Origin of the sequence: Paracoccus maritimus (genome assembly GCF_025195095.1) — a bacterium.
GTDB lineage: Bacteria > Pseudomonadota > Alphaproteobacteria > Rhodobacterales > Rhodobacteraceae > Paracoccus > Paracoccus maritimus.
This window is the reverse complement of record NZ_JANAVZ010000003.1, coordinates 221013-233541: the sequence shown is the minus strand read 5'-3', so window position 1 is coordinate 233541 and position 12529 is coordinate 221013. Positions and strand designations below refer to the sequence as shown.

The window sequence follows — 12529 nt, the reverse complement described above, 5'->3', positions numbered from 1 at the left end:
TCTCAATCCTCATCCTCGAACGGATCCCATTCCTCGACTTCGGCAACGGGACCCTGGGTGTCATGGGGGTTCGCGGCACCATCGGCCGCGATGTCTTGCGCAATCTCGGGATCCGGAGCTATCCGGGTCACGCCCTTCAGCCTTGCCTGCGGAAACGTGGCCATCACCTGCTGCACGATGGGCAGGTCCAGAGCGCGCCGATGAGCCTCGGCCAGTTCGGCCTCGCGCCGTTCTGCGACGGTCGGGGCGCCGCCCGAACTGGTGACGCTGACCGCCCAACGCTGGCCCCCGCACCAGCCGCGCAACCGTTCGCCCAGCTTCTGCGCCAGATCGGCCGGGGCGTTGCCGCGCGGTTCGAATTCGATCCGGCCGGGGCTGTAGCGGACCAGCGCCACGTGGTTTTCGACCTGCACCAGCAGCAGCATGTCACCCATCCTGCGGATCAGTTCCAGCACGGATGCGAAATCGGGAAACGCCGCGAAGGCATCGGGCGAGACGGCCAGCGCGGCCGCGCTGCCGTTATGCCGGACGCTGACCGTGGGGGCGCTGCGGGCGGCGCGCGGGGCCGGTTGCTGGTCGTTCGATGCCGCCGGCGTGGCGGCGCGGGTAAAGTCACCTGCGGCCTGCGCCTGCTGGACCTTTCGGATCAGCGCCTCGGGATCGGGCAGGTCGGCCACATGGGTCAGCCGGATGATCGCCATTTCCGCCGCCATCATGGCGTTGGGTGCGGCCGAAACTTCGTCCAGCGCCTTCAGCAGCATCTGCCACAGTCGGGTCAGGACGCGCATCGGCAGGCGGTCGGCCAGATCCTGCCCGCGGGTTCGTTCATCCGGGGAAATCGTAGGGTCTTCAATGGCTTCCGGCGTGATCTTTACTACCGAAACCCAGTGCGTGATCTCGGCCAGGTCGCGCAGCACGGCGACAGGATCGGCGCCGTCGGCATATTGCGATTGCAGTTCGGTCAGCGCCGCCGCCGCATCGCCGCGCAGGATCATCTCGAACAGATCTATGACCCGACCGCGATCCGCAAGGCCCAGCATCGCGCGCACCTGATCGGCGGTGGTCTGTCCCGCGCCATGGCTGATCGCCTGATCCAGAAGGCTGGTGGCATCGCGGGCAGATCCTTCGGCGGCCCGGGTGATCAGCGCCAGCGCATCCTCGGTGATCTGCGCGTTCTCCGAGCCGGCGATCCGGTTCAGAAGTCCGATCATCACCTCGGGCTCGATCCGCCGGAGGTCGAATCGCTGGCAGCGCGACAGGACGGTGACGGGCACCTTGCGGATCTCGGTGGTGGCGAAAATGAACTTCACATGCGGGGGCGGTTCCTCCAGCGTCTTGAGCAGCGCGTTGAACGCGCTGGTCGACAGCATGTGAACCTCGTCGATGATATAGATCTTGTAGCGCGCGGACGCTGCCCGGTAATGCACGCTTTCGATGATTTCACGGATGTCGCCGACGCCCGTGCGCGATGCAGCGTCCATTTCCAGCACGTCGACATGACGGCCCTCGCTGATTGCGACACAATGTTCGCAGGTTCCGCACGGTTCGGTCGTGGGCCCACCCTGTCCATCAGGGCCGATGCAGTTCATGCCCTTGGCGATGATTCGGGCTGTGGTCGTTTTTCCGGTTCCCCGGATCCCGGTCATGATGAAGGCTTGCGCGATCCGGTCGGCGGCGAAGGCGTTCTTCAGGGTGCGCACCATCGCGTCCTGACCGACAAGATCCGCGAAGGTTTCGGGCCGGTATTTACGGGCCAGAACCTGATATGTCTGCTGCTCGTCGCTCATGCGCCACCCGGGTCTTTGCGCGTCACTCTAGCCATGCTTGGCTGGGGCTACAACCGCATCAGGCGGGGCGTGGTCCCGCGCCGGCATGCATTGCGCGAAACTTCTCCCACGCCTCGTTCAGGCGGCGGGTGCGGGCTTCGGCAAGGCGCACGGCCTCGGGCGGCAGCCCTCGTGCGATGGCGCGGTCGGGATGTGCGTCACGGACAAGATTGCGCCAGCGTTTGCGGGCCTCGGGCAAAGGTGTGTCGATCGGGATGCCCAGCACCTCGCAGGGGGGGCAGCCTGCCTTGGGATCGTGGCTGGCGCGGATCGCGGCGATCCTGGCGGGGCTGAGCCCGAAGATGCGGCCGACCTCGTCCAGGAAGGCGATCTCAGACTGGTGCATGTCGCCGTCGGCCACCGCGATGATGCACAGCCCCTCTAGCACATCGGCCAGCACCGGGTCGCCGGCAGGAAACATCGCGGCAATGCGGCGTGCCCATGCGTCGAATCCCGCCACGTCCTGCCGGGCAAGGTCGAAGACGCGGGCCGCGTTTTTTTCCTCGGCGCGCGGGATGATGAAGACGCGGCGGAAGGCCGCGACCTCGGCCCGTGCCACGGTGCCGTCGGCCTTGGCCATCTTGGCCCCAAGCGCGATCACCGCAATGGTGAAGGCGACCGAGCGTTCGGGCGGCGTTGCCGTCCGCTGACGTCCCAGCATCGCGGCCATGCGATCGGCGATGCGCTGCCAGAAGCTGCGGGGCTTCGGCAGGTTCGGGCAGTCGTATTGTCGCGCGCTTGTGTCCATCGGGTCACGATCCTAACCGGCTTCGCGGCAGGACGATAGGGCGAACTGGCGCGTGGCCAACCCGATCATGTTCAGTTGAACAGCAAATACTGTACCTTTTCCCGCATCGCTGGTCTGACCTCATTTCAGGGCGCGTCGTGTTGGCGTCACGTCCCGCAAACCAAACTGGCCCGCAGCGTCTGCTGAAGGCCAGTTCGTCTGCCGGGTTACGGTTCCGCCAGGTCGGCGATGTGCCGTCCTGACGGTCGAATGCCTCTATTCCGCAGTCAGAAGTGGTGGCCTGGACTTGCCGATTCGCAAGGCGTCGGGGCCGGTGATGTCGAAGACCGGTTTGTCGTCCTCGATCTTCACGCGCACCACGCCGCCTTTTGTCAGCCGCCCGAACAACAACTCCTCGGCCAGAGGCTTCTTGATGTTCTCCTGGATCACGCGACCCAGCGGGCGGGCGCCCATCTTGTCGTCATAACCCTTTTCGGCCAGCCAGTCGGCGGCTTCGGGGGTCAGCTCGATATGCACGTTGCGATCCATCAGCTGAGCCTCCAGCTGCAGGACGAACTTTTCGACAACATGAACCACGACATCGCGGGACAATGGCGCGAAGCTGATGACCGCATCCAGCCGGTTGCGGAATTCGGGCGTAAAGGTCCGCTCGATCGCGGCGGTATCCTCGCCTTCGCGGCGCTCGCGGCCAAAGCCGATCGCGGCCTTCGCCTGATCGGCGGCGCCGGCATTCGACGTCATGATCAGGATCACGTTGCGGAAATCCACGGCCCGGCCATTATGGTCGGTCAGCTTGCCGTGGTCCATCACCTGCAAGAGGATGTTGAACACATCCGGATGCGCCTTCTCGATCTCGTCCAGCAACAGGACGCAGTGCGGGTGCTGGTCGACGCCGTCGGTCAGCAGTCCGCCCTGGTCGAACCCGACATAGCCCGGCGGGGCGCCGATCAGCCTGCTGACGGCATGTTTCTCCATGTATTCGGACATGTCGAAGCGTAGCAGTTCCACACCCAGCGTCGAGGCAAGCTGCTTGGCGACCTCGGTCTTGCCGACACCCGTCGGTCCCGCAAAGAGATAGTTCCCGATGGGCTTTTCGGGTTCGCGCAACCCTGCACGCGCCAGCTTGATCGCAGAAGACAGCGCCGCGATCGCCCCGTCCTGGCCAAAGACCACACGCTTCAGGCTGGTTTCCAGATCGCGCAAGACCTCGGCGTCGTCCTTGCTGACATTCTTCGGCGGAATGCGGGCAATCTTGGCGACAACGGCCTCGATCTCCTTGGGGCTGATGGTCTTGCGCCGCTTGCTTTCCGCCACCAGGTGCTGCGCCGCGCCGGCCTCGTCGATCACGTCGATCGCGCTGTCGGGCAGTTTTCGGTCGTTGATATAGCGGTTCGCCAGTTCGACCGCGGACTTGATCGCGTCATTGGTGTAGCGCAGCTCGTGGTGCTTTTCGAAATGCGGCTTAAGCCCCATCAGGATCTTCACCGCGTCCGGCACCGACGGTTCGTTCACGTCGATCTTCTGGAACCGGCGGCTGAGGGCGCGATCCTTCTCGAAATGCTGGCGATATTCCTTGTAGGTGGTCGAACCCATGCAGCGCAGCTTGCCGCCCGCCAATGCTGGTTTCAGCAGGTTGCTGGCATCCATGGCCCCGCCGGAGGTCGCGCCCGCGCCGATCACGGTGTGGATCTCGTCGATGAACAGGATCGCATCGTCGTGGTTTTCCAGCTCTTTCACGACGGCTTTCAGGCGTTCCTCGAAATCGCCGCGATAGCGCGTGCCGGCCAACAGCGCGCCCATGTCGAGTGAATAGATGGTCGCCCCGGACAGGACTTCCGGCGTCTGACCCTCGACGATCTTCTTGGCCAGCCCCTCGGCGATGGCGGTCTTGCCGACACCCGGATCCCCGACCAGCAGCGGGTTGTTCTTCCGCCGCCGGCACAGCACCTGAATGCAGCGTTCGACCTCGTTCTCGCGGCCGATCAGGGGATCGACATCGCCCTTTTTCGACTTGGCGTTCAGATCGACGCAGAATTTCGCAAGCGCGGTTTCATCCTTGGCCTCCTGGGCGGCCTCGGCCTGCTTGGCTTCGGCAGGCTCGTCCGAACCGACCACCTTGCGGCTTTCGCTGAAGGACGGATTCTTGGCCACGCCATGGGCGATGAAATTCACCGCATCATAGCGGGTCATGTCCATCTCCTGCAGGAAGAACGCGGCGTTCGATTCCCGTTCCGCGAAGATCGCGACCAAGACGTTGGCGCCGGTGACCTCTTGCCGGCCCGAACTTTGCACGTGAATTGCCGCGCGTTGGATGACGCGCTGGAATGCCGCGGTCGGCACCGCCTCGGAGCCTTCCACGTCGGTGATCAGGGTGGAAAGGTCATCCTCGATGAAATCGACCAGCAGCTTGCGCAGTTCGTCCAGATCAACATTGCAGGCGCGCATGACCTTGACCGCATCCGGTTCCTCGGTCAGCGCCAGCAACAGATGTTCCAGGGTCGCCAGCTCGTGTCGATGTTCGTTCGCCAGTGCAAGCGCCTGGTGAATGGCCTGTTCCAGAGAGGTCGAGAAACTTGGCACGGTCGTCTCCTGTCAGTCGGCTGGCGGTATGGGCACATCTAGCGGCCCACCTGCCCAGACTGTCACGATACAGTTAAGATTTGGTGGATTGCGCCCGGCATCAAGTGCTTTTTCGCCAAACCGGCACGTTTTTCCCATGATTGAGGCAGATGTGATCGCGCGGAAGGCGGATTTCAAGCGCCGACATGAAAACTCGGAAAAACGCTTGCCGGTTCGCGCGACCATCTCAGAACTCGTCCTTCAGCTTGCGCAGCCGTGCGAACACCTCGGCGTCGGTGGCGCCCTGCATGCCCAGAGGATCGCGCAATTCGTTGACGCGAAGGAAGGGATTGGTGGCGCGTTCCTCGGCCAATGTTGCGGGCGAACAGGGTTGTTGCGACTGGGCGACGGCGTCCAGACGTTCCTGCAGCGCCGTGTTGCCGGCGTCGACGGACAAGGCGAAGGCGCCGTTTGCCGCACAATAATCGTGACCCGAGCAGATCAGCGTCTCGGCGGGCAGGGCGTTCAGGCGTGACAGACTTTCCCACATCATCGCGGCATCGCCCTCGAACAGGCGGCCGCATCCCATCGCCATCAGGCTGTCGGCGGTGAACGCCATGCCGGACTGCGGAAAGTGGAACGCGACATGGCCGATCGTGTGGCCCGAAACATCCAGCACGGTGACGGATTCGCCCAGCACTTCCAGCGGCTCACCCGGCATCGCCGCGATATCCAGGGGTGGCAGGCGGCGCGCGTCGCCGGCATTGCCGATGACGCGAGCGCCGGTTGCCGCGACGATCTCTGCGACGGCGCCGATGTGGTCATCGTGGTGATGGGTCAGCAGGATCGCATCCAGCCCCCAGCCCTGCGCCTCGATCTCGGTCAGGATCGGCATGGCTTCGGGCGCGTCGATCAGAACGGTGCCTGCCGGTCCGTGCAGCAGATAGGCATAGTTGTCGCGCAGGCATCGCAACGTGACCAGTTCCAGCGGCATTGGCAAATCCTTCCCTCTGTGCTGTGGTCAAGGGTGACAAAAGCGCGGCTTGGGTGCAATGCATCACGACATCGAGGAACTTCGGCGGTTCTATTACCAGCGTTCCCTTGGGCGCGTTGTGCAGCGCATTCTGCGCGACCGGCTGACCCGTCGCTGGCCCGCCGAAGGAACGACGGGGATGACCGTTGCGGGCTTCGGTTTCGCGGCGCCGCTGTTGCGTCCGTATCTTGGTCCGGCGCGCCGGGTCACGGCCCTGATGCCCGGTCCGCAGGGCGTGATGGCTTGGCCGGCGGGTCTGCCCAATCACAGCGTCCTGTGCGACGAGACCGCGTGGCCGGTCGAGACAGGCAGCATCGACCGTCTGGTGCTGCTCCACGGGCTTGAGACTAGCGATCATCCGGGCGCGCTGCTGGCCGAGGCATGGCGCGTTCTGGGACCCGGCGGACGGCTGATCGCCATGGCTCCGAACCGGGCGGGATTGTGGGCGGCGTCGGACCGGACCCCGTTCGGGCTGGGGCGCAGCTACACGGCGGGTCAGTTGGAAGCACAGATGCGGAACGCGGGATTCGTGGCGGAATGGCATGGGTCCGCGGTCTATATTCCGCCCTCGGACCGGCGGTTCTGGCTGGGCAGCGCGCAGATGTGGGAACGGACCGGGGCGCGGATCAGCCGGGTGCTGATCGCCGGTGTCGTTCTGATCGAACTCAGCAAGCAGACCCGCGCGCCTGCCGGGCCCGGCGTCAAGGTGCATGTTCCCAGCCCGCTTGATATCCTGGACGGTGTCAGGCTGCCCCGACCCGGACGGGCGCCCAGTGCCCGGAATTTCTGACCGCCTGGTTCGAAACCTGTCCAAATGGTGAGGTGTCAAATAGGCGAAAAATCGCCTATGCTGACCAAGTAGTAAGTTTTTAGGCGGTATGGTGTCATGTGTGCTGTTTGCGTTTCGCCGGCATTGGAAGGCTGGCCGATCTTCATTCTATGTGGTGCGGGTGTGCAGCGTCGCGAGGGTCAGTTGACCGAGACGCTTCGTTCCTGCCGGGTGCCGTTTCAGGTTGTGGAAACGGTGCGCGGCGGTTCTTTGGTCGGATGGAGATCCGGGCTTCACCGGCGCGCCTGGCGCCAGATCCTTGATCAGGATTTGCCGGGTGCCATCATCATCGAGGACGGGGCGCGGCTGAAGCCGGGCTTCGTCGAATTCCTGGCCTCTGGCGGGTATCTGCACGCCGATCTGACGCAGTTCTGCTATGGCCGCGCGCGTGTCTGGCGCTGGGGCGGCGCCGAGGCCGCGCCGGGGGTCAAGCTTCAGCCATTGGCAGCAAGCAGCGGTCTGGCGGCGGGGTATTCACTGTCGCGTCGCGGTGCGGGCTATCTTCTTGAGGCGCCCGTTGCGACCCGCTCGAATTCACCGTCCTCGCAGGCCGACTGGCCCCGCGACGTGGCGCGGCTGGACGCGCTTGTGACGCGGCCGGGGCTGGTCGATCCACCGGACTGGTTGCTCGATTCTGCACCGGCACCCTTGCCGACCCCACAGGACGAACGCGCCGCCTGGCTGGATTTACCGGCAGCGACATTGCCCCAAAGCACGACCGACCGGCTTCGCGATTTCGCGCGCAACAGCTTCAGCCGAGAATTGTCCCACGGGTTCTGAGGTTTCTGCAGGGCTGCATCGTTTGACGGGCCGTCGCCGCATTTGCCGGTGGCGGCCCCGATTTATGCGGGAATGCGACATGCTGCCGCACCCCCTGCGCGGCGCGGACGATCTGCGGACCGGACAAGGCGGATCCGTGCATCCCTGATGCTCTCCTTTCCGTGTGCTTGCCTGTTGCCGCCCGCGAAATCACCTGCTAGAGACGCCGCAGATTTCCGCACGACCCTCCAACAGCCGTGCGACCGCGACCCGCACCCCGCGACAGACCGGACGGACGTCCGGCCCGCCAGCGGGGTTTGCGCAAACCGTAAAGGATGACCGTGGCCAACTCTGTCTCCATGTCCCAGAGCATCGCCGGGCGCTATGCGCAGGCTGTCTTCGACATCGTGAAAGAAGAAGGAGGGCTGGACGATCTGGCCCGCCAGACGCAAGATCTGGGCGCTGCGCTGGCCGAAAGCCGCGAATTGCGCGACATGATCTCGTCACCGATCTACACACGGGACCAGCAGTCCCGTGCCATTTCAGCGCTGGCCGAGAAGATGCAGCTGTCCACGACGCTGTCGAACACGGTCCGGCTGATGGCGCAGAATCGCCGTCTGTTCGTGCTGCCGCAACTGGTCGACAAGCTGCAGGCCCTGATCGCCGAGGCCCGCGGCGAGATTACCGCCGATGTCACCAGCGCGATTGCGCTGTCGGACGAGCAGCAGCAGCGTTTGACCCAAGCGTTGACCGAGAAATCGGGCAAGACGGTCAAACTGAATACCCGTGTCGATGAAGGTCTCATCGGCGGAATGATTGTCAAGCTGGGCTCGCAGATGATCGACTCGTCGGTCCGCTCGAAGCTCGCCTCCCTCCAGAACGTTATGAAAGAGGTCGGATAATGGGAATCCAGGCAGCCGAGATTTCGGCGATCCTCAAGGATCAGATCAAGAATTTCGGTCAGGAGGCCGAGGTGGCCGAGGTTGGCCAGGTGCTGTCCGTCGGTGACGGGATTGCGCGCATCTACGGTCTCGACAAGGTGCAGGCCGGCGAGATGGTGGAATTCCCGGGCGGCGTCCGGGGCATGGTGCTGAACCTTGAAACCGACAACGTCGGCGTCGTGATCTTCGGTGACGACCGTGACATCAAGGAAGGCGATACCGTCAAGCGCACCCGTTCCATCGTGGACGTTCCGGTGGGCAAGGCGCTTCTGGGTCGCGTCGTGGACGGTCTGGGCAACCCGATCGACGGCAAGGGCCCGATCGAGTCGACCGAGCGTCGCGTTGCCGACGTGAAGGCACCGGGCATCATGCCGCGCAAATCGGTTCACGAGCCGATGGCGACCGGGCTGAAGGCCATTGACGCAATGATTCCCGTCGGCCGCGGCCAGCGCGAACTGATCATCGGTGACCGTCAGACCGGCAAGACCGCCATCGCACTGGACACGATCCTGAACCAGCTGAACTACAATGGTCGCGAAGACGACGGCATGAAGACGCTGCACTGCGTCTATGTGGCTGTCGGGCAAAAGCGTTCGACCGTCGCGCAGCTGGTGAAGAAGCTGGAAGAAACCGGCGCCATGGCCTACACGACCGTCGTCGCCGCGACCGCTTCGGACCCCGCGCCGATGCAGTTCCTGGCGCCCTATTCGGCGACCGCCATCGGGGAATATTTCCGCGACAACGGCATGGACGCGCTGATCATCTATGACGACCTTTCCAAGCAGGCCGTGGCCTATCGCCAGATGTCGCTGCTGCTTCGCCGTCCGCCCGGTCGCGAAGCCTATCCGGGCGACGTCTTCTACCTGCACTCGCGCCTGCTGGAGCGTTCGGCAAAGCTGAACGAGGCCAACGGTTCGGGCTCGCTGACCGCGCTGCCGATCATTGAAACTCAGGCGGGCGACGTGTCGGCCTATATCCCGACCAACGTGATCTCGATCACCGACGGCCAGATCTTCCTGGAAACCGACCTGTTCTTCCAGGGTGTCCGTCCCGCCGTGAACACAGGTCTGTCGGTCAGCCGCGTCGGCTCGTCGGCGCAGACCAAGGCGATGAAATCGGTCGCCGGTCCGGTCAAGCTGGAACTGGCGCAGTATCGCGAGATGGCTGCCTTCGCCCAGTTCGGTTCCGATCTGGACGCCGCGACCCAGCGCCTGCTGAACCGCGGTGCGCGCCTGACCGAACTGATGAAGCAGCCGCAGTATTCGCCGCTGACCAACGCCGAAATCGTGATCGTCATCTATGCAGGCACCAAGGGCTATATCGACAACGTGCCGGTGCGCGAGGTCGTGTCCTGGGAACAGGGTCTGCTGCAGTTCCTGCGCAACCAGAAATCGGATCTCTTGGACGACATGACCAAGAACGACCGCAAGGTTGCGGGCGAACTGGAAGAGGCGATCAAGGCTGCGCTGGACGAATACAACAAGACCCGCGCCTGAGGGGGAATAGATGCCCAGTCTCAAGGATCTCAAGAACCGGATCGGAAGCGTCAAGAACACGCGGAAGATCACCAAGGCGATGCAGATGGTCGCCGCCGCGAAACTGCGCCGTGCGCAGGACGCGGCGGAGGCTGCACGTCCCTATGCGGACCGGATGGCCGCCGTGATGGCCGGGCTGACGGCGAATTCTGCGGGGTCTGACACGGCACCGCGGCTGCTGGCCGGAACCGGCTCGGATCAGAAGCATCTTCTGGTGGTGCTGACCTCTGAACGCGGCCTTGCCGGTGGTTTCAACAGCGCGATCGTCAAGCTGGCCCGCCAGCATGCCGAGGATCTGCGTGGTCACGGCAAGGATGTCACCATCCTGACCGTCGGCAAGAAGGGACGCGAACAGCTGAAGCGCGACTATGGCCAGTTGTTCGTGAACCATGTCGATCTGTCCGAGGTGAAGCGCGTAGGCTATGAAAACGCCCGCAGCATCGCCGACGACGTGCTGGACCGTTTCGAAGCCGGCGATTTCGACGTCGCGACGCTGTTCTACAACCGCTTCGAATCCGTCATCAGCCAGGTTCCGACCGCGCGTCAGATCATCCCGGCCGAAGTTCCCGAAGGCGAGGATGCAGCCGCGGCATCGTCCTCGTATGACTACGAACCGGGCGAAGAGGCGATTCTGACCGAATTGCTGCCCCGCTCGGTCGCGACGCAGATCTTCGCGGCGCTTCTGGAAAATGCGGCCTCCGAACAAGGGGCGCGGATGACAGCCATGGACAACGCCACGCGCAACGCCGGCGACATGATCGACAAGCTGACGACCGAGTATAACCGTTCTCGTCAGGCGGCGATCACCAAGGAACTCATCGAAATCATCTCGGGCGCCGAAGCGCTCTGACCGTAACGCAGAGGTAACATCATGGCAGAGGCCACTGGCAAAATTACCCAGGTGATCGGCGCCGTCGTTGACGTGCAGTTCGAAGACCACCTGCCGGCGATTCTGAACGCGCTGGAAACCGAAAACAACGGCAAGAAGCTGGTGCTGGAAGTGGCGCAGCATCTGGGCGAGAACACCGTCCGCACGATCGCCATGGATTCGTCCGAAGGCCTGGTGCGCGGCGAACCCGTACGCGACACCGGCGGCCCGATCACCGTTCCGGTCGGCGACGCGACCCTGGGCCGGATCATCAACGTCGTGGGCGAGCCCGTCGACGAGGGCGCCGAGATCACGTCGTCGGAAAGCCGTTCGATCCATCAGCCCGCCCCCGACTTCGCGGCGCAGGCGACCAGTTCGGAAATCCTGGTCACCGGCATCAAGGTCATCGACCTGCTGGCACCCTATTCCAAAGGCGGCAAGATCGGCCTGTTCGGCGGCGCCGGCGTGGGCAAGACGGTTCTGATCATGGAACTGATCAACAACATCGCCAAGGTGCATTCGGGCTATTCCGTGTTCGCGGGCGTTGGTGAACGCACCCGCGAAGGCAACGACCTGTATCACGAGATGGTGGAATCGGGCGTCATCGTTCCCGACAACCTGTCGGAATCGAAAGTTGCGCTGGTCTATGGCCAGATGAACGAGCCGCCGGGAGCGCGCATGCGCGTCGCGCTGACCGGTCTGACGCTGGCCGAACAGTTCCGCGACGCTTCGGGCACCGACGTTCTGTTCTTCGTGGACAACATCTTCCGCTTTACCCAGGCAGGTTCCGAGGTGTCGGCGCTTCTGGGCCGCATCCCATCCGCCGTGGGCTATCAGCCGACGCTGGCGACCGACATGGGCGCGATGCAGGAACGCATCACCTCGACCAAGAACGGCTCGATCACCTCGATCCAGGCCGTTTACGTTCCGGCCGACGACCTGACCGACCCGGCGCCCGCCACGACCTTCGCCCACCTCGACGCCACGACCGTTCTGTCGCGCGCGATCTCGGAACTGGGCATCTACCCGGCCGTGGACCCGCTTGACTCGAACTCGCGCATCCTGGACCCCGCCGTTGTCGGCGAGGAGCACTATCAGGTTGCCCGCGACGTTCAGGGCATTCTGCAGAAATACAAGTCGCTGCAGGACATCATCGCCATTCTCGGGATGGACGAACTGAGCGAAGAGGACAAGCTGACCGTTGCGCGGGCGCGCAAGATCCAGCGTTTCCTGTCGCAGCCCTTCGACGTCGCCAAGGTGTTCACCGGTTCGGACGGCGTTCAGGTGGCGCTGGAAAAGACCATTGCCTCGTTCAAGGCCGTGGTTGCGGGCGAATACGATCACCTGCCCGAAGCCGCGTTCTACATGGTCGGCGACATCGACGAAGTGAAGGCGAAAGCCGAACGTCTCGCGGCCGAAGCCGCGTAAAGG

General features: G+C 63.9%; 10 protein-coding genes and 1 pseudogene. 7 read left to right on the top strand and 4 right to left on the bottom strand.

Annotated features, from left to right (window positions below; genetic code table 11):
* Positions 1–2: 2 nt before the first annotated feature.
* From MU516_RS06830 to gloB, 4 genes are all read right to left on the bottom strand, one after another.
* Positions 3–1787, bottom strand: a complete 1785-nt coding sequence (locus MU516_RS06830; protein ID WP_260276473.1) for a DNA polymerase III subunit gamma/tau — start codon at positions 1785–1787, stop codon at positions 3–5.
* Positions 1788–1845: 58 nt separating this feature from the next.
* Entirely contained in the window at positions 1846–2574 is a 729-nt protein-coding gene (locus MU516_RS06825; protein ID WP_260276472.1) for a molecular chaperone DjiA, read from the bottom strand.
* Between the two features lie 255 nt (positions 2575–2829).
* Positions 2830–5154 carry an ATP-dependent Clp protease ATP-binding subunit ClpA gene (gene clpA / locus MU516_RS06820; RefSeq protein ID WP_260276471.1) on the bottom strand — a complete coding sequence of 775 codons (2325 nt, stop codon included), beginning with the start codon at positions 5152–5154 and terminating at the stop codon, positions 2830–2832.
* A gap of 226 nt (positions 5155–5380) precedes the next feature.
* Positions 5381–6127 carry a hydroxyacylglutathione hydrolase gene (gene gloB, locus MU516_RS06815; protein ID WP_260276470.1) on the bottom strand — a complete coding sequence of 249 codons (747 nt, stop codon included), beginning with the start codon at positions 6125–6127 and terminating at the stop codon, positions 5381–5383.
* A 58-nt stretch (positions 6128–6185) separates the two neighbouring features.
* Between gloB and MU516_RS06810 the strand changes: the two genes are divergently transcribed.
* The 7 genes and pseudogenes from MU516_RS06810 (at position 6186) to atpD (ending at position 12526) form a co-directional block, all read left to right on the top strand.
* Positions 6186–6956 (top strand): class I SAM-dependent methyltransferase, encoded by a 771-nt coding sequence (locus MU516_RS06810; RefSeq protein ID WP_260276469.1) that lies wholly within the window; start codon positions 6186–6188, stop codon positions 6954–6956.
* A gap of 73 nt (positions 6957–7029) precedes the next feature.
* Positions 7030–7143 (top strand): annotated as a pseudogene (locus MU516_RS19430) (stage V sporulation protein M); the annotation flags it as partial.
* A complete protein-coding gene (locus MU516_RS06805) occupies positions 7140–7775 on the top strand; it encodes a glycosyltransferase family 25 protein (protein WP_260276468.1) in 636 nt (211 codons plus the stop codon). The pseudogene MU516_RS19430 and the gene MU516_RS06805, both read left to right, overlap by 4 nt.
* 314 nt (positions 7776–8089) lie before the next feature.
* Positions 8090–8656, top strand: coding sequence for a F0F1 ATP synthase subunit delta (locus tag MU516_RS06800; protein ID WP_260276467.1), 567 nt, complete (start codon positions 8090–8092; stop codon positions 8654–8656).
* On the top strand, positions 8656–10191 hold the full coding sequence (gene atpA / locus MU516_RS06795) for a F0F1 ATP synthase subunit alpha (RefSeq protein ID WP_260276466.1): 1536 nt from the start codon (positions 8656–8658) through the stop codon (positions 10189–10191). The genes MU516_RS06800 and atpA overlap by 1 nt, the downstream gene beginning before the upstream one ends.
* 10 nt (positions 10192–10201) lie before the next feature.
* Positions 10202–11080: a F0F1 ATP synthase subunit gamma gene (locus MU516_RS06790; protein ID WP_260276465.1), complete on the top strand. Its 879-nt coding sequence runs from the start codon at positions 10202–10204 to the stop codon at positions 11078–11080.
* Positions 11081–11101: 21 nt separating this feature from the next.
* Positions 11102–12526, top strand: a complete 1425-nt coding sequence (atpD, locus tag MU516_RS06785; protein ID WP_260276464.1) for a F0F1 ATP synthase subunit beta — start codon at positions 11102–11104, stop codon at positions 12524–12526.
* Positions 12527–12529: the final 3 nt, after the last annotated feature.

What these genes read in the sequence shown, in the direction of transcription:
- MU516_RS06810 (WP_260276469.1), top strand. Translation starts at nt 6,186, where the DNA reads ATGCATCACGACATCGAGGAACTTCGGCGGTTCTATTACCAGCGTTCC.
- MU516_RS06800 (WP_260276467.1), top strand. Translation starts at nt 8,090, where the DNA reads ATGACCGTGGCCAACTCTGTCTCCATGTCCCAGAGCATCGCCGGGCGC.
- MU516_RS06790 (WP_260276465.1), top strand. Translation starts at nt 10,202, where the DNA reads ATGCCCAGTCTCAAGGATCTCAAGAACCGGATCGGAAGCGTCAAGAAC.
- MU516_RS06830 (WP_260276473.1), bottom strand. Translation starts at nt 1,787, where the DNA reads ATGAGCGACGAGCAGCAGACATATCAGGTTCTGGCCCGTAAATACCGG.
- MU516_RS06825 (WP_260276472.1), bottom strand. Translation starts at nt 2,574, where the DNA reads ATGGACACAAGCGCGCGACAATACGACTGCCCGAACCTGCCGAAGCCC.
- atpD (WP_260276464.1), top strand. Translation starts at nt 11,102, where the DNA reads ATGGCAGAGGCCACTGGCAAAATTACCCAGGTGATCGGCGCCGTCGTT.
- gloB (WP_260276470.1), bottom strand. Translation starts at nt 6,127, where the DNA reads ATGCCGCTGGAACTGGTCACGTTGCGATGCCTGCGCGACAACTATGCC.
- atpA (WP_260276466.1), top strand. Translation starts at nt 8,656, where the DNA reads ATGGGAATCCAGGCAGCCGAGATTTCGGCGATCCTCAAGGATCAGATC.